This is a genomic window from Bradyrhizobium sp. OAE829 (assembly GCF_040546575.1).
GTDB lineage: Bacteria > Pseudomonadota > Alphaproteobacteria > Rhizobiales > Xanthobacteraceae > Bradyrhizobium.
This window is the reverse complement of the sequence record NZ_JBEPOE010000001.1, coordinates 8,027,129-8,043,984: the sequence shown is the minus strand read 5'-3', so window position 1 is coordinate 8,043,984 and position 16,856 is coordinate 8,027,129. Positions and strand designations below refer to the sequence as shown.

17 protein-coding genes are annotated in these 16,856 nt (G+C 63.3%); 13 read left to right on the top strand and 4 right to left on the bottom strand.

All coding sequences use genetic code 11. From position 1 onward, the window contains the following. Position 1: 1 nt before the first annotated feature. The 3 genes from ABIE49_RS38155 (at position 2) to ABIE49_RS38145 (ending at position 2,533) form a co-directional block, all read left to right on the top strand. Positions 2-772 carry an exodeoxyribonuclease III gene (locus tag ABIE49_RS38155; RefSeq protein ID WP_192740683.1) on the top strand — a complete coding sequence of 257 codons (771 nt, stop codon included), beginning with the start codon at positions 2-4 and terminating at the stop codon, positions 770-772. 92 nt (positions 773-864) lie between these two features. After that, positions 865-1,245 carry a hypothetical protein gene (locus ABIE49_RS38150; protein WP_192740682.1) on the top strand — a complete coding sequence of 127 codons (381 nt, stop codon included), beginning with the start codon at positions 865-867 and terminating at the stop codon, positions 1,243-1,245. Beyond that, complete coding sequence (locus tag ABIE49_RS38145) at positions 1,238-2,533, top strand: methyltransferase family protein (protein ID WP_192740681.1); 1,296 nt, start codon at positions 1,238-1,240, stop codon at positions 2,531-2,533. Before ABIE49_RS38150 ends, ABIE49_RS38145 begins: the two co-directional genes overlap by 8 nt. A gap of 15 nt (positions 2,534-2,548) precedes the next feature. On the opposite strand, the gene ABIE49_RS38140 is transcribed toward ABIE49_RS38145, so the two are convergent. Together ABIE49_RS38140 and ABIE49_RS38135 are read right to left on the bottom strand one after the other, a co-directional pair. After that, positions 2,549-3,058, bottom strand: a complete 510-nt coding sequence (locus ABIE49_RS38140; RefSeq protein WP_354067222.1) for a fused MFS/spermidine synthase — start codon at positions 3,056-3,058, stop codon at positions 2,549-2,551. Then, positions 2,940-4,814 carry a class I SAM-dependent methyltransferase gene (locus ABIE49_RS38135; RefSeq protein ID WP_354067220.1) on the bottom strand — a complete coding sequence of 625 codons (1,875 nt, stop codon included), beginning with the start codon at positions 4,812-4,814 and terminating at the stop codon, positions 2,940-2,942. The genes ABIE49_RS38140 and ABIE49_RS38135 overlap by 119 nt, the downstream gene beginning before the upstream one ends. Positions 4,815-5,108: 294 nt before the next feature. On the opposite strand from ABIE49_RS38135, the gene ABIE49_RS38130 reads away from it, so the two are divergent. Both ABIE49_RS38130 and ABIE49_RS38125 read left to right on the top strand, forming a co-directional pair. Beyond that, positions 5,109-5,912, top strand: coding sequence for a hypothetical protein (locus ABIE49_RS38130; RefSeq protein WP_354067218.1), 804 nt, complete (start codon positions 5,109-5,111; stop codon positions 5,910-5,912). 32 nt (positions 5,913-5,944) lie between these two features. Continuing rightward, positions 5,945-6,181, top strand: coding sequence for an HGGxSTG domain-containing protein (locus ABIE49_RS38125; RefSeq protein ID WP_192740698.1), 237 nt, complete (start codon positions 5,945-5,947; stop codon positions 6,179-6,181). 54 nt (positions 6,182-6,235) lie between these two features. Here ABIE49_RS38125 and ABIE49_RS38120 read toward each other — a convergent pair whose 3' ends face one another. Next, positions 6,236-6,685 carry a cupin domain-containing protein gene (locus ABIE49_RS38120; RefSeq protein ID WP_192740679.1) on the bottom strand — a complete coding sequence of 150 codons (450 nt, stop codon included), beginning with the start codon at positions 6,683-6,685 and terminating at the stop codon, positions 6,236-6,238. 262 nt (positions 6,686-6,947) lie between these two features. On the opposite strand from ABIE49_RS38120, the gene ABIE49_RS38115 reads away from it, so the two are divergent. After that, a complete protein-coding gene (locus ABIE49_RS38115) occupies positions 6,948-7,676 on the top strand; it encodes an adenylate/guanylate cyclase domain-containing protein (protein ID WP_192740697.1) in 729 nt (242 codons plus the stop codon). Between the two features lie 30 nt (positions 7,677-7,706). Here ABIE49_RS38115 and ABIE49_RS38110 read toward each other — a convergent pair whose 3' ends face one another. Continuing rightward, the gene (locus tag ABIE49_RS38110; RefSeq protein ID WP_192740678.1) at positions 7,707-8,075 is read right to left on the bottom strand and encodes a GFA family protein; all 369 of its coding nucleotides are present in this window, start codon (positions 8,073-8,075) and stop codon (positions 7,707-7,709) included. A 222-nt stretch (positions 8,076-8,297) separates the two neighbouring features. Between ABIE49_RS38110 and ABIE49_RS38105 the strand changes: the two genes are divergently transcribed. The 7 genes from ABIE49_RS38105 to radA all read left to right on the top strand — a co-directional run bounded on the left by ABIE49_RS38105 (position 8,298) and on the right by radA (position 16,829). Next, complete coding sequence (locus ABIE49_RS38105; protein ID WP_192740677.1) at positions 8,298-9,038, top strand: sulfite exporter TauE/SafE family protein; 741 nt, start codon at positions 8,298-8,300, stop codon at positions 9,036-9,038. Between the two features lie 1,290 nt (positions 9,039-10,328). Beyond that, complete coding sequence (locus ABIE49_RS38100) at positions 10,329-11,213, top strand: prohibitin family protein (protein WP_192740676.1); 885 nt, start codon at positions 10,329-10,331, stop codon at positions 11,211-11,213. Positions 11,214-11,287: 74 nt separating this feature from the next. Next, entirely contained in the window at positions 11,288-11,719 is a 432-nt protein-coding gene (locus tag ABIE49_RS38095) for a hypothetical protein (protein WP_192740675.1), read from the top strand. A gap of 137 nt (positions 11,720-11,856) precedes the next feature. Next, positions 11,857-12,522, top strand: coding sequence for an HAD family hydrolase (locus tag ABIE49_RS38090; protein WP_192740674.1), 666 nt, complete (start codon positions 11,857-11,859; stop codon positions 12,520-12,522). 123 nt (positions 12,523-12,645) lie between these two features. Beyond that, positions 12,646-14,049 carry an adenylate/guanylate cyclase domain-containing protein gene (locus ABIE49_RS38085; RefSeq protein ID WP_192740673.1) on the top strand — a complete coding sequence of 468 codons (1,404 nt, stop codon included), beginning with the start codon at positions 12,646-12,648 and terminating at the stop codon, positions 14,047-14,049. 80 nt (positions 14,050-14,129) lie between these two features. Then, positions 14,130-15,269 carry a threonine synthase gene (locus ABIE49_RS38080; RefSeq protein WP_192740672.1) on the top strand — a complete coding sequence of 380 codons (1,140 nt, stop codon included), beginning with the start codon at positions 14,130-14,132 and terminating at the stop codon, positions 15,267-15,269. Between the two features lie 84 nt (positions 15,270-15,353). Further along, positions 15,354-16,829: a DNA repair protein RadA gene (gene radA / locus ABIE49_RS38075; protein ID WP_192740671.1), complete on the top strand. Its 1,476-nt coding sequence runs from the start codon at positions 15,354-15,356 to the stop codon at positions 16,827-16,829. Positions 16,830-16,856: the final 27 nt, after the last annotated feature.

Genomic DNA, 16,856 nt, shown 5'->3' with positions numbered 1-16,856 from the left:
CATGAAGATCGCGACCTTCAACATCAACAACGTCAATCGCCGCCTGCCCAATTTGCTGCGCTGGCTGCGTTCGGCAAAACCCGATGTCGTCGCGTTGCAGGAGTTGAAATCGGCCGACGCCGATTTTCCGGCTGCTGCAATCGAGAAGGCCGGCTATGGCGCGGTGTGGCGCGGCCAGAAGACCTGGAACGGTGTCGCCATCCTGGCGCGCAACGCCGAGCCGGTGCTGACGCGGACCGCCCTGCCCGGCGGCCCCGGGGATGACGAGGCGCGCTACATCGAAGCCGCCGTCAGCGGCATCATCGTCACCAGTCTCTACCTGCCGAACGGCAATCCGCAGCCCGGGCCAAAATTCGACTACAAGCTCGACTGGTTCAAACGGTTGCGCTCGCATGCCGCGAAATTCATCAAGCAGGACATCCCCGTGGTGCTGGCCGGCGACTACAATGTCGCGCCGACCGAACTGGATATCTATCCGACCAAATCGTGGGACAAGGACGCGCTGATCCAGCCGAAAAGCCGCGCGGCGTTCAAGACGCTGACGGCGCAAGGCTGGACCGACGCGATCCGCACCCTGCACCCGTCAAGTCAGATGTTCACGTTCTGGGACTACAAGCGTAACCGCTGGCCGCGCGACGCCGGGCTGCGGCTCGATCATCTCCTGCTGAGCCCCGTGCTCGCGCCGCGCTTGATGAAAGCCGGTGTCGACCGCCAGATCCGAGGCGAAGAAGGCGCCAGCGATCATGCGCCAGCGTGGATCGTGCTGAAGTAGACGGCCAACGCCGCATTGCTTCCATTTGAAGCCAAGTTTCCTAAACTTCATTAGGGCTTTGCGGCTAGGCTCTCGCGGAGGTCGTGATTGCCATGCCGCCTGCCCAGACCGGTCCGGATTATCCCTATGGGTCGATGCCGCTGCGGCCGCAGTGGCGCAACCGCTGGGCGCAGGCCCTCTCATTCGTGGTCGTGGTGTGTGCCGGCAGTTCACTGCTGATCAATCAGCATGCCTGGCCGCTTGAGCGGATGGCGCTGACGGTCCTCTTTCCAGCGCTGCTCGGCATTACATTGGCCTTCGCGCCAGACCCTCCCGCCTTGATCTCGCGGCTGGCCAAGCGATTGACGGTGGCCGGCTGCGCCATCGGCACCTTTTCGGGCCCGTGGCTCGCGCCGATGATCCTTGCCGTACCGGCTTTGCTGGCCTCATCGGTCGCGATCGGCTGGCTTTACGGGGAACGCCGCCGTGGCTGACAGCTCGGGATTCGTCGCGCTGGCAAGAACCGCCCTCCTCATCGGGCCAGCCCTCGCGGCCATGCTGATGCTGGTGTTGGTCCGATGCTCGCCGCGGCAGGCGACCGCGGCGATGCTGGGCGGCCTCTGGCAATTGCCGGCGCTTCTGTTGCTCAATTGGTTCGCCCAGCAAGCGGGCTGGTGGCGGTTTCAACCGGATGCCGCATCCGTCCTCGGTCTGCCGGTCGATCTCTGGATCGGGTGGGCGATCTGGTGGGGACCGATCGCGGTGCTCGCCTCACGCAAATTGCCGATGCCACTCGTGATCGCCGGTCTGGTCGCCGCCGACATCATATCCATGCCGCTTCTCAAGCCTCTGGTGGTGCTCGGTGACAACTGGCTGATTGGCGAAATCGTCGCCGTCGTCTTCGCGCTGCTTCCGGCGCTGATGCTTGCCCGCTTGACGGAAGCCGACCGCTTTCCCGTGTTGCGGACCTGTTTCCATGCGCTCGGTTGGGGCGGCTACATGCTGCTCGTGCTCCCGGCGTGTGTGCTCGCATGGGAGGGGCGCGACTACATCGACGCGCTTGCGCAGGCCACACCGTGGCGATGGATCGTGGCGCTCCTGATCGGACTGCCATCGCTGCTGATCGGCTGGGCCGCCGCGCATGAATTCGCGTTGGTCGGCCGGGGAACGCCGATCCCCTACGATCCACCGAAACGCGTCGTGACCAGTGGCCCCTACGCATCGATTGCCAATCCGATGCAGCTGACGTCGGCACTGGTGATGGCGGCGCTCGCGATCCTGGTGGCTTCGAGCGAGGCATGGTCGCTGCCGATCATGTTTCTGGTGTTCGACGGCATTTTCGCCGCCTGGTACAACCGCGCCCATATCGCACTCGCCATGCCGGAAGACTGGGAGCGTTATCGTGCCGAGGTCCGCGACTGGCGCTTTCGGCGCCGTCCCTATATCGCGCGCACGGCGACGCTGCATTTTCCTGACTCCGGTCGCGACGCCAAGGCGTGGGCCTGGCTGATGCGGCGCGCCGCCGACGGGCTGACGATCGAGGTAGCACCCGCGCGTCCAAGCCTCGAGCGCCAGCGCATCGTTTATGTCAGCAGCGATCCCGATCTCGATGCCGTCGGCATCGCCGCGTTCGGGCGCGCGCTCGAGCATCTCGGCGGCATCCCGGCCTTCATCGGCTGGATGTTTCGCCTGCCGGGCGCCAATCATTTCGTCGAACTCGTCACCTTCCTCGTGCCATTGCGACGCCTGAACACGCGGCTCGCGCTCTGGTCCAGGTCTTGACGGCTACCTGCGGCGTTACCCGCCCAATCTCTTGTGCAGCATGACGCCGAGAATATTGGAATAATCGTCGGTCCACAGCGCGCTCGACCGGTCCGGCTGCAACGGCGTCCAGCTTGCGGCAATGCTGCCGGTGGCGACCGCATCGCGCGCCAGGACGACGAGGCGCGCATTGGCTTTCATCGTGGTCAGCAGATCGCCGGCGCTGGTGTCTTCCCGCAGGTAGGCGACAAGCCCAAGCGATTGCGCGACGTTACCCACAACGGGCGCGAGATCGAAGTACCGGTTGGAGATATGCACCACGATCACACCATGCGGCGTGAGCTTTGAAAGATAACCCGCAACCGCTTCGCGCGTCAGCAGATGCACCGGAATCGCATCCGACGAGAACGCATCGAGCACGATCAGATCATAGCGGTCGGTCGATGCCTCCAGCGTCAGGCGCGCGTCGCCGGCGACAATAGGCGCATCGGGGGCGCATTTCGACAGGAACTCGAAACGACGCGGATCGCGCGCGATCCGGATCACTTCGGGATCGATCTCGAAGAAGGTCCAGCGCTCCCTGCCCTTGCGATGACAGGCCAGCGTGCCGGTACCGAGGCCCACGACGGCCACATGGTCGAGGCTGCCCCGCGCGGCACGGCGCGGCGCCGATGGCCTCCGCGTACGGACCGCCCGGATAGTAATAGGTCTGTGGCAAGAGCGGGCCGGTGACCGGCGTGCCATCATCGTTGCGCAACCGCTGCGCGCCATGAATTGTGGTGCCGTGGTAGAGCAAGCGGGCACTGCCGCCGTTGATCTCCGCGACCTTGTGGACGCCGAAGAAACTGCGCGCGGTTTCGATCGGCGCAATGCCGGGCCGCCACATGGCGGTCACCGCAAAACTCAGGATCACGAGCCCGACGAAGCGCATCGGCCGTTGCCGCTGAAACAGCATCGCCGCGGCCAGCAGCGCCAGCAGAACCTGGAAAGCCAGTTCCCATGTCGCCGGCGGCTGATAGCGCGTGACGTACCAGACCAGCGCCAGCGCTGCGCTGATCGCAAGCCATGGCAACGCGCCGGTCAGCGCCTTGCGGAAGCCTCCGGTAAAAATGCCGGGCGTGCACAACAGCGCGAGCGCGATCAGGATCGGATATTCGTAATTGCCATTGAAGATCTGCGGCGCGACGAGTCCCGCAAAGGCGCCACCGATCACCCCGCCAAGGGACGTGCAGAGATAGAACTCCGTCAACCGCCGCGGGCTCGGCCGCCGCGCGTAAAGTTCGCCGTGGCACATCAGCGTCAGCAGCGCGAAGACCACGAGGTTGAGGGCGATGGTCGTCAGCCAGAACACCTTCTCACCGCCGATCAGGCTGACCGCGAGCGGCGCCACCGCGAACGGAACGAAGCGCACCACCTTGGCGTGGGCGATCCATGGCCGCTCACGGAACACGGCGACGAAGGTCAGCAGGTAAATCGCAAGCGGCACCACCCACAGGAATGGTGCGGCGGCGATATCGGTCGTCAGATAGGCAGTGACCGCGATGACGAGCCCCGATGGCACGGCGGCGAGAGCGATCCACCGCATCCGCTCGCCGGTACTCGCGCCGATATCGTCGGAAACCTCGACCTTTGCGGCGACAGGCTTCGCGCGCGACGTCAACACCGCGACCAGGCTCAGGAGCATGGCGAGCAGCGCAAAGCCGATCGACCACGCCGCAGCTTGCGTCTTTAGAGTGAGAAACGGTTCGATGACGACGGGATAGGCGAACAGTGCCGCGAACGAACCAAGGTTGGACGCGGCGTAGAGAACGTAGGGATTGCCGGCCCGGCTGTGCCCGCTGCCTGCGAACCAGCTTTGCAGCAGCGGCGCGCTGGCCGACAGCGTGAAGAATGGCAGGCCTATCGAGACCGCGAACAGGCCGAACAGCCAGAGCGCCGTCCCATCCGATGGCGGAAGACCCCATCCAGAGGCGATCGCGATCGGCAGCATGGTCGCGGTGGCGCCGAGCAGCGCAAGGTGGAACATTGCAGCCCAACGCGGCGCAAGCACATGGTTCAGCAGATGCGCGTAGGCATAGCCGCTGAGCAGCACGGTCTGGAAAAACACCATCGCCACCGACCACACCGCGGGCGCGCCGCCGAGTTTCGGCAGCACCATCTTGGCGAACATCGGCTGGATCGAGAACAAGAGCAGCGCCGAGACGAACAGCGTCGCGACATACAGCAGCGGCGTCAGCCGGACCACCATCGCCTGCCGATCGCAGTCGGGCGAAATCCGATCGGAAGCATTGAAAAGCGACATAGTCCCCCTGGCACACCGGCAATTTGTGGTTGCACGGTAGCCAATCAGTCCTGAGCAAAGTCTTAACCCGGCTGCCGGGAACCGCTGACCTGCGCCATGGTAAAGGCCGCCTTGACGGTCGCCGCGGCGGAACCCACACATGGCGCGGTTCCCGCTCTCAACTAAAATATCGAAAACAACCCCATGCAAAGAAAGCAACGGTCGCCAGCATGGAGGCCCCGAGCGTGCCTGCAAAAACCTTTTGACACGTCGGGCAAATCACCGGCACGTATCCATCATCCCGCATCCTGCAGAATGCTTTTGGCCTATCCAGCCAGCGCTATCAGGCGCTATTGCAGGCAAAAAATCCTTTCGACAATTGAAGTTGCACCGGCTCGCGCGGCGGACGACCGCCCGGGCATTGCCAAACCGCGCGCGTCTAATGCGCGTGCTCGAGGAGACATCGACGTGGACACACCTCCAGAACTCAACAAGCCCACGGCAATGCCCGCATCCTGTCAACCCAAGTCTGCCGCAGGCCCACGGCTAATAATCTCGACAAGCGGAGTGTCCATCGACCATCCCGATCCCGAATTTGCCGAACGGCTGATGGCAGACGCGTTGGGGGTCGCCGATCGCGACGCGATGCATGGCATCCTGCAACAATTGCTGAAAGCCAGCGTGAACGGGCGGCAGCCCGACCCGGCCAAGCTCGCCTTCATGATTTCAATGATGGAAAGTATCAAGCCGAGGGATTCCATCGAAGCCATGCTGGTAGCGCAGATGGTGTCCGTCCATGTGCTGGCGATGCGAAGTGCCTATCACCTCGCAAACGCGGAAGACATCGTCCAGCAAGACAGCGCCGTGCGCGCATTGGGCAGGCTGGCCCGCACGTTCCCCGCCCAGATCGAGGCGCTCACCCGCTATCGCAACAAGGGCGAGCCTGCCGTCACCGTGCAGAACGTGTCGGTCGGAGATGGTGGCAAGGCGATCGTCGGCAACGTCACGCAGCACGCGAGCGTGATCGTTTCGGAGAAGAGTCCCGCGTCCGTGAAGGACTCGACGCCCCATCGTCGAACACGGGAGCACGATTGCCTCAACGCCAAACGCCGACCGTAGGCGTGAGCAATAGCTGCCCCAACACCCGCCCAATGCTGGCGAGCCCGCGTTGCGGGGCAAAAATCCGTTCCGGCGGATCATGCCGCTCGCCGGCGGTGCGCGGCAAAAGGCGCTGCCGCATGCATGGCGGTGCGCCGGAATCCGGCGCGCCAAGGGGAAACCAGAACGCGCGCAAGCACGGCCTCTTCACAAAGGCCGCAACTGCCGAGCGCAAGGAGATTGAGGCCTTGCTGGCTGATGCACGCAAGCTGCTGCAAGAGATGAAATGATTTCGCGCCGCCGGACCCTGAGTGCTGCGGTGTGAGCGGCGCCCTGGCCGGATCTCAGCCCTTCTTCGTATGACCCCAGATCTGGTCCCAGTCCTCGCCCGCGGCGTCGACGACGCGGCCGTCGGCCTCGAAGAACTTGTTCGGGACCTGGAAGATCGCAAGCATCAGCCCGCCCTCGGGGCACCAGGCGACGTGACGGCTGCCCTGCTCGCGCCAGATGTATTCGCCGGCCTTGCATACGATGCCCTTTGCCGGCCCCTCCTTGTCGACCAGGCTGCCTTCGAGCACGTAGGTCTGCTCGATGTTGACATGTTCGTGGTCGGGCAGCACCGCGCCGGGTTGAAACCGCATCAGCGCGGTCATCAGGCCGGTCTTGCGATCGAACAGCAGCGTCTTGGCTTCGCAACCGGGGAAACGGGTCTTCTGCCACTCCATGTCGGCCGGGCGAACGAGATGCGAATGCGTGTCTGCGGTCTCTGAATGTTTCGGCGTCACGGCGTCCATGGCGATCCTCCGTTTTGTTGATTTGAGGCGATCCTAGAGCCTTTCCCGTTCCGATGAAATCGGAACGGGGCTCTAGATTCTCGATTTGACACGTTTTCTTGACGCGAACCGGTTGCCCACTTCGCTGGAAAACGCTTTGCCCGCAACCGCCAGCCGGGTCCGGCACGCGCGAAACCCGCATCCTGCCTTGCTGGTGTCCGCCCCCAACTGTAGGATCAACAGACCTGCCCACTTCCACGACGCATGGTGAAGGATGGCGGCGCTGCAACATTCGCGCTTCTGCAAGGGCTGCTGGGAGCAGATGCACATGCCCGTGCCGCTCCGCGGGGTAATCTCGGTGCCGTTCCGGGCATTTGGCGTTCGCCCGAGCCGAATGAACCCCAACACCTGCACCATCTGCGAGCTGATGTTCACGAAGGTGATGCGAGCCCGCAAGATCACCATCGACGCGACCGTGATGTTTGCCGATCTGCGCGGCTATACCAGCCTGTCCCAGTCGAAATCACCGGAGGCCGTGTCGGGCCTGCTCGATGCCTTCTACGATGAATGCGCCGACGCGATCTGGCGGCATGAGGGGCTCCTCAACAAGACGATCGGCGACGCCGTCATGGCCGTCTTCAATTTTCCGTTGCGGCGCGACGACCACGTTCGCAATGCCCTGCTCGCGGCGCGCGATATCCAGAACAACTGGCGCGAACGGCGCGACGGCCTTGCAGCCGCGCTCGGCCTGAACGCCGGCGACCTCGGGATCGGCATCGGCATTCACGCCGGCGAACTCAGTTTTGGCGAATTCGGCCGGTCACACCGCGACCTCACCGCCATCGGCACCGTCGTCAACACCGCCTCCCGCGCGCAGTCGGTCGCCGAAGCCGACCAGATTCTCGTGACGCAGGAGGTCTATCAGCGCGCCCGGCCGGATTTGCAGGCGAGTCATTCGAAGACGTTTCAGCTCAAGGGATTCGATGCCCCGATCGAGCTTTACGCGGCATAGCCCCGCCTCGCTTCCAGAGGTCGTCGTCGCTCACCAGAGGTTCTTGCCGTCGATGACCGTCACCGGCACCGCGTCGAGGTCGACATCATCGAACAGCCGGGCATTGACGCCGACCTTGGGATTTTCGAAGTCCGGCTTGCCGGTCGACCAATCCGGCGATTCCCCATAGGTCCCGCAGCCGCAATTGGCGCAGAAATGATGTTTGATGGTTCGGCTGCCCCACTGGTAAGTGGCGACATTCTCCGGCGGCGAGGTCAGGCGAAATTGCGCGGGTGTGTAATAGGCCCACAGCGCGCCGCGCTTCGAACACAGCGAACAGGTGCAGCGGGTCACGTCGGCCGGCATCTCGTCCACCTCGAATTGCGTCTGGCCGCAATGGCAGCTTCCCTTGATTGGCACGATCTGTTCCCATCCGAATGATCTGGCGCGAAGTTCATAACCGCTGGCTGCTGCCAGCATTGTGTCAGCAGCAAGCACGCCGATGCCTTCCGGCAAGGCGCCGCCAAACGTGATCGGGGTGCGTTGCCGCTGCGTTGCGAAAGTTGCTAGCGTTCCGGTCCCGCCCGAGTCGCGGAGCAAGTCTTCGGAGCGAGTCTTGGGAGCAAGTCTTGGGAGCAAGTCTTGGGTTTCCTCTTCGTCCTCACGGTCGGGCTTCTCGCCGGCACCATCAGCGGCATCGTCGGCACTGGCTCCTCGATCATGCTGATGCCGGTGCTGATCTATCAATACGGGCCGAAGGAAGCCGTGCCGATCATGGCGGTGGCGGCCGTGATGGCGAACCTGTCGCGTATCCTGGCATGGTGGCGTGAGGTCGACTGGCGCGCCTGCCTCGCTTATTCGGTCACCGGCATTCCGGCTGCGGCACTCGGCGCCCGGACGCTGCTGGCTTTGCCGTCGCACGCCGTCGATATCGCGATCGGGCTGTTTCTGATCGCGATGGTGCCTGTGCGGCATTGGCTTGACCGCCACCAGCTTAAAGCGCGGCTCTGGCATCTGGCCGTCGGCGGCGCCGTGATCGGCTATCTCACGGGCATCGTGGTATCGACCGGCCCGCTCAGCGTGCCGCTGTTTCTGTTTTACGGGCTGAACAAGGGCGCGTTCCTCGCCACCGAAGCTGCAAGTTCGCTCGGACTCTACTTGAGCAAATCAGTCACCTTCGAACGCTTCGGCGCGCTGACATCAGATGTTGCGCTGAAAGGCCTGGTTGCCGGCTCCTCGCTGATGTTCGGCGCCTTCATCGCCAAGCGCTTCGTGCTGCACCTGCAGCCCCAGATGTTTCGCCTGCTGATGGACGGCATTATGCTGGTGGCCGGGCTTTCCATGTTCTGGAATGCGTTGTGGAATAGCCCGCCCGGGCCGTGAACCCTCAAATCACCGAGCGGACGGCTTGTGGGGTCCGCCATGCGCTAATCGCGGAGCAAATTCCGCGTCGTAGCGAAATGAAGCTAAGTGCCCAAAAAGCAGACATCGCAACGGCTTCAAGTGAGCGGTCAGCGTTCTCCTGGCCGAGTCATCGGCAGATATTTCTTCAACCCTCGGTAGCGCAATTCGGAATGTATGGTACCGTGCACATATCGGGACGATGTCCGTCCCGGATTTGGAAGGACACGTCATGAGATTGTCGTCAGGCTGTGTCGCGCCCTCAGCTGTCGCTATCCTGTCAACTGTATTGTTGCTCGGCCCGAGCAGTACGGCAATGTCGCAAACCGCAGGCCCCGCCACCCCGCTTCCTAGCATCACGGTCGAAGCGCCGAAGCAGGTGGCAAGGCCAAGGCCGACGCAGCTGCCGAGGCAGGCAGCAGGTGCATCTCGCCGGACATCGCCAACCGCTCATACGCTAACCGCTCGCACGCCATCGGCTGCGCCAGATTCAGTATTAGGGAAGATTGCCAAGCTTGAGAGAGCCAGCAGCAGTTGCAACGGTGGTTGCGAAACAAGCTTCAAATCCGGTAACGCCCCCTGGGTTGGATGCAGCTATTCGGCGGGGATATTTGGAACTTACTCGCCAACGTGCACGGACACACTCACCTACAAAACCTACGCGGAGTGCAAGGACACCAGACAGTTTTTGGGCATGGTAGAACGAGAAGCCCGCTGGCTTTGCAGCGGCCTGCTCGCCGGGGGGAAGCTGGCCGGGGAGAAGCGTCAGGTCGCCGAACTAAAACGAGCAGGACGTCGCTAGTCCATACCGCCCGCCGGCTGCGCCCGAGACGTAGGATGGCATGTTTCAATCAACGGACTTGGAGCCATGCGACTCCGGGTCATGCGCGACCGGGGCCAACCATTGGCTAGCCCAACACGTCCGCAGTTCCGCCGAAAGCGGAGGTACGCGACCTGATACGACAAGCCCGCAATCAACAAATTGGCATTCGTCAAACTCGCATCAATTCGAATCTTGCTACGCGATATTGCGTCCACGCCCTCGCGTTCTGGGTGCCGCCGACGCCGACGAGGCTGGTCGATCCCAGGCCCAATGTCGCACTCGCCGCCTGGCTCGCCTGTGGTCGGCCCTCGCCTGCCAAATCCTCCTTTCCGATCTGAACCAACCCTGCGCTCCGGGAGACGAAGTGACGTGCATCACATCCAATTCCGGATGAGGCCTTAGACGTTGCGTGGTTTGAACACTCATGTTCAGCCACAGGAGATTTAGAAATGTACAGGGGCATTATCGGCGCCGTTGCTGCCGTCATCGTCGTCGGCCTGATTGCAGCCGGAAGCTGGTACACCGTCGATCAGACCGAGCGCGGCGTGCTGCTGCGCTATGGCGCGGTCATCGGCACCGCACAGCCGGGCCTCGGCTTCAAGATCCCGCTGATTGACAGCGTCGAGAAGGTCAGCGTCAAGACCACGACCTTCTCCTGGGACAAGATGAATTCCTATTCCTACGACCAGCAGCCCGCCGATCTCAAGATCAGCGTCACGCTGCGGGCATCGCCGGAAAAAGTAACCGACCTCTACGCCAAATTCGGCCGGCTGCAGGCGGCGGTCAATCAGGTGGTCAGCCCTGCCGTCAACCAGCAGGTCAAGATCGTATTCGGCCGCTATACCGCGGTGAAAGCCATTCAGGAGCGCGGCGCCCTCAACAACGCGATCAGGGACGCCATTACCGCTTCGCTCAAGGATGATCCGATGATCATCGTCGAGAGCGTGCAGCTCGAGAACATCGAGTTCAGCTCGACCTATCTGCATTCGATCGAGCAGCGCATGCTGGCCGAAGTCGAGGTTCAGAAGCTGCAGCAGAACGCCGAGCGCGAGAAGGTTCAGGCTCAGATCACCGTCACGCAAGCCAACGCCAAGGCCAACGCCGTCCGCGCCGAAGCCCAGGCCTCCGCCGACGCGCTGCGGCTGAACGGCGAAGCCCGCGCCACCAACATCAAGCTGACCGGTGAAGCCGAAGCCGCCGCGATCGAAGCCCGCGCCAAGGCGCTCGGCACCAACCCGAACCTCGTCACCCTGGTGCAGGCCGAGCGCTGGAACGGCGTGCTGCCGACCACGATGGTGCCCGGCTCCGCGGTGCCGTTCGTCTCGGTCAAATAATCTTCGAAAACATCCGGAAGCTGTGATGCCAGGGATCGCGATCTCAGGCATCATCGTCTTGGGGAACAGGTCCCATGCGGAATGTCATCACCATGGCGGGCATCGCGCTCGCTTTCGCCCTTGTCACCCCGGCGTCGCAAGCTGCGACGCCTGCGTCGCAAGCCGCGGCGAATTTTGATGGGCTCTGGGCCAGGACGGCGAAGGACTGCCGCAACAAGGAAGGCCCCGACAGCAAGACGCTCATCGACATGAGCAAACCGATCGGCAGCAAGCCCGCGCCGATGGTCGACCAATATGAAAATCACTGCCGGATCGACCGCAAGACCGTGGTCGGAGACGGCATCAATCTCTCGGTCACCTGCTTTGAATTCTGGGATTATTTCAACAAGGGCGTCGAGCCGCGGAAAACCACCGTCAAGCTCGCCCCCGGCCCGAACGGCACCATCAAGATCGACGGCAAGCCGTATCTGCGCTGCAAGGCCGGGAGCGGTGCCGCCAAGCGCTAGGCGCGGCCCACTGCCCGAGCCTCCGGTGATACACACGGCAACAGAAAGTGTTCGACTGCTTCCGGTCACCTCAGTCCAATTCATGCGGGACCGCATGCTAACCTGCGAATCTCGATCCCTTCCTGGAATTGATAATCGTGGGCGCATTGATTTTCGACTTTGACGGCGTCATCGCTGACAGCGAGGCGATCGCCAATACCGTTCTGGCGGAAACGGTCACCAGCCTCGGTCATTCAACAACGCTCGACCAGGCGCTTGCGCGCTATTCCGGCCGGAGGTGGGATGAAGCCGTGGCTGAGATCGAAGCGGCAATTGGAAAACCGCTACCTGCGGATTTCTCCAACCAGCTCAAGCTTGCCACCTTCGAGCGGTTCCGGACAGATTTGAAGGAAGTGAGTGGCGCGTCGGATTTCATCCGGCGTTTTTCCCACCTGCCCCGGTGCATCGCCTCGTCCAGTTCGATGGATCGGCTGCAGCTATGCCTTTCAGTATTGGCGCTGGAAGCGGAATTCGGCAGTCATGTTTTCAGTGCCGATATGGTCGCGCGAGGAAAGCCGCATCCGGACATCTTTCTGTTCACTGCCGACAAATTGGGCGTGAGTCCGGAGCAATGTCTTGTGATCGAGGACAGCGCCAGCGGGATCAGGGCGGCGGTTGCCGCTGGCATGACCGTCGTGGGGCTATGCGCGGCCAGTCATATTCGCGAAGGCCATGATCTCAAGCTGCGCGATGCCGGCGCCGTCCACCTGGCGCATTCGTGGTCGGACGTCGAGCACGTCGCCCTTGAGTTTTTCAAAAGTTAGGATGCCTGCGGAGCATCGCGAACCGTTGAAAAACGCGGCCGGATGACATCATCCTGACGCCAAGAATGCACGGTACCGTGGCATAGTGCACGATCCGATCAATTCGGCTTTGAGGGCGATGTCTTGAGCGCAATAGCTGACGTAGTTGATATTACCGATCCCGGGAACGAGCCGGCCAAACGGGGCGATGCCCAGCAAGACACCCTGAGATTCGCTGAGGCCGCGCTTACCGACAGCAAGCGCGAGGGTTTGCTGCTCGCTGTTCGCGCCCGCTGGGTTGCGCTGGCGGTGACGGCCGCCACCCTGCCGATCATCAATCCGGAGTGGGAGGTCCTCTATTACGTCGTGATGCTCGGCCTGTTTGCGCTGATCGGCTGGGCCCAGCTCAAGGTCGGCAAGGCCGAGCGGTCCGTGCCGGAGCTTGTTCTGATATTCTGCGATCTGCTGCTGATGACCTTTCTGACCGTTGTGCCCAATCCCTGGAGCACGGTCGATTGGCCGGTTGCCATGCAGTACAGGTTCGACAGCTTCATCTACTTCTTTGTTTTCCTGGCCACCGCGACGCTGGCCTATTCCTGGCGCACCGTCGTGGCGATGGGGTTCTGGACTTCGGCGCTGTGGGCGATCGGCGTCGGCTGGGTTTACCTGCAGCCGCAAACCCACGCCGCGCTGTCGGAACGGGTGCGGGCCGCCGTCGGCTCCGACGTCAGGCTGTTCGATATCATCGATCCCTCGTCGATCGGTTTTGGCGCCCGGTTCCAGCAGATCACCGTCTTCCTGATCGTCGCCATGACGCTGGCGCTGGCGGCGCGCCGCTCGAACGCCCTCTTGATCAGCCACGCAGGCATCGAGCGCGAACGCACCAATCTTGCGCGCTATTTCTCTCCCAATGTCGTCGAACAGCTTTCCAAGAACGACGATCCGCTCAAACAGGTGCGGACGCAGAATGTCGCGGTGCTGTTCGCCGACATCGTCGATTTCACTGCCTATGCAGACGGCCGCAGCCCGATGGAAGTGATCGGGACGCTGCGCCAGTTCCACGAACGGATGGAACGGGAAGTATTCCGGCACGCCGGCACACTGGACAAGTATCTCGGTGACGGATTGATGGCGACGTTCGGCACGCCCTTCACCAGCGATTCCGACGCCGGCAACGCGCTGCGCTGCGCGCAGGCCATGATCGGCTCGATCGCTGAACTCAACCGCGAGCGAAAAGCCCGTAACGAACCTCCGATCCAGCTCAGCGTCGGACTGCACTTCGGTCAGGTCGTGCTCGGCGACATCGGCCTGAACCGGCTCGAATACGCCGTGATCGGCACGGCGGTGAACGCCGCAAGCCGCCTTGAAGCACTCACCCGCGAATACGGCTGCGCTCTAGTGGCCAGCGACGAACTGGTGCAGCGGGCGCGGGCGGAGGCCGGCAGCTCAGACGCCGACTTTTTGCACCTTGTCAAAAAGCCGCCCCGCGCCATTCGCGGCCTTGAGCAACCGGTGGGGATATGGACGCGGGACTACGATGCGTCCTGACAGGCGAAGCCACGGTTGACCACGCACCATGTCAGGGCGCATAGGCCGTCGCAGAAGTGAACTCACCTATGGCTGACCCAATGCCCCAATCCAAACCTCACGACTCCTTCTACCTCGAACCGCGCAGCGGCGAGCGTTATCCGCTGGATGTTCCGCGCTGGTGTGCCGACGGACAAAAGCCGCTGCTGATCAACCCGCAGCCCGGAATCACCAGAGATGACATCGATCGCGGCACGCGGTCGCTGTGGCGGTATCGGGCCTCGCTGCCGGTCGAGATTGCAAAGCCGATTTCGCTCGGTGAAGGCTGCACGCCGCTGGTGCAAAAGGAATGGGACGATTTTCGGCCGTTCTTCAAGCTGGAATGGTTCAACCCGACCTGCAGCTTCAAGGACCGCGGCACCACCGTGATGCTGTCCTATGTGCGGCAGCTCGGCATCGATGCGGTGCTCGAAGACTCCTCCGGCAATGGCGGCGCTTCGGTCGCGGCCTATGGCGCGGCCGGCGGCATGCGGGTGAAGATCCTCGCACCCGCCTACACGTCGCCGGCCAAGGTCGCGCAGGTTCGCGCCTATGGCGCCGAGGTGCAGCTGGTCGAAGGGCCGCGCGAAGAATCGCAAGCCGAGGCGATCCGTCAGTCCAGCGAGATCTTCTACTCCAGCCACAACTGGCAGCCGTTCTTCCTGCAGGGGACCAAATCGGTCGCCTATGAGATCTGGGAGGATTTCAACTTCACGGCGCCCGACAACATCATCATCCCCGTCGGCGCGGGCAGCAATCTGCTCGGCTGCCACATCGGCTTCTCCGAACTGCTCGCCGCAGGCCAGATAAAAAAACTCCCAAGACTGTTTGCCGCGCAGCCGCTCAACTGTTCGCCGCTGGACGCGAGCTTCCAGGCCGGCGTCGACACGCCGGTCGACCGCGCCGTTCACAAGACGATCGCCGAAGGCACCGCGATCGCGCATCCGCTGCGGCTCAAGGAAATGATCCACGCCTTGAAAGACAGCGGTGGCGAATCGGTCGCGGTTTCCGAGGACGAGATCGTCGCAGCCCTGAGGCGGCTGGCGCGGCTGGGCCTGTTCGTCGAGCCCACATCGGCCAGCGTCGCGGCGGCGTTCGCAAAGCTTACGGCGCGAGGCGTCATCAAGAAGCGCGAAACCACGGTGGTGTTGATTTCGGGGACCGGCATCAAGACGGCATCCACGATTGCCGAGCTGTTTTGATTCCGGCTTCGGCCCTCCCAGCCTTTGACTTGGCTCTGGAACCGCTATAGAACAAAATAAGAACGAGCGCCTCACCGGGACTTCATGGCCAAATCCACCCTCTCCTTTGTCTGCCAGAACTGTGGCGCGGCGTTTAATCGCTGGCAGGGCAAGTGCGAGGCCTGCGGCGAGTGGAACACGCTGTCCGAGGAGGACACGACGGGCGCGACCTCGATGCCGGTCTCGATCCGCTCCAAACGCCGGGGCCGGACGTTTGCGCTGGAATCGCTGACCGGCAAGAGCCAGGACGCGCCCCGCCTCTCCTCCGGCATGGTCGAGCTTGATCGCGTCACCGGCGGCGGCTTCGTCCGCGGCTCGGTGCTGCTGGTCGGTGGCGATCCCGGCATCGGCAAATCGACGCTGCTGACGCAGGCCACCAGCATGATGGCGCGTGCGGGGCATCGCGCGGTCTACATTTCAGGCGAAGAAGCCGTCGCCCAGGTGCGGCTGCGCGCCGAGCGGCTCGGCCTTGCCGACGCGCCGGTGCAGCTTGCGGCCGAGACCTCCGTCGAAGACATCGTCTCGACGCTGTCCGAGGGCGCGGTGCCGCGCCTGATCGTGATCGACTCGATCCAGACCATGTGGACCGATACGGTGGAATCAGCCCCCGGCACGGTCACCCAGGTCCGCGCCTCGGCGCAGGCGCTGATCAGGTTTGCCAAGAAATCGGGCGCCACGATCATCCTGGTCGGGCACCTGACCAAGGACGGCCAGATCGCCGGCCCCCGCGTGGTCGAGCACATGGTCGACGCGGTGCTGTCGTTCGAGGGCGAAGGCTCGCAGCAGTTCCGCATCCTGCGCGCGGCGAAGAACCGCTTCGGCCCGACCGATGAAATCGGCGTGTTCGAGATGACGGGCCTCGGCCTGCGCGAGGTCTCGAACCCCTCCGAATTGTTCCTGTCGGAGCGCGACCTCGGCAGTCCCGGCACCGCTGTGTTCGCCGGCATCGAGGGCACCCGCCCGGTGCTGGTGGAATTGCAGGCGCTGGTGGCGCCAACTACCCTCGGCACCCCCCGCCGCGCCGTGGTCGGCTGGGACCCGAGCCGGCTGTCAATGGTGCTGGCGGTGCTGGAGGCCCATTGCGGGGTCAAACTCTCGGGCTACGACGTCTATCTGAACGTGGCCGGCGGCTTGCGGATCCAGGAGCCCGCGGCCGACGTGGCGGCGGCCGCCGCGCTGGTGTCGTCGCTGGTCAACGCCCCACTGCCGACGGATGCGGTCTATTTCGGCGAGATTTCGCTGTCCGGCGCGGTCCGGCCGGTGGCACAAACCTCGGCCCGGCTGAAGGAAGCGGCAAAACTCGGCTTCGGCCGTGCGATACTGCCCGAATCGGCACGTGGTGAGGCCGGCGGCGACGCGGGCCTGGTGCTGAACAGCGTCGGTGGATTGACCAGCCTGGTCGCTGAAATTGCCGCGCGAGGCACGCCCAGAGCCAATCGAGAGGGTAACCGGGAGGCCAATCGCGAAGGCCCAGCGGAGAAAAATGCCACACCGGCGCGATTCCGTCGCGAGAACGGCTAAAGCGGCGTGACGTTACGCCCCCTCGCC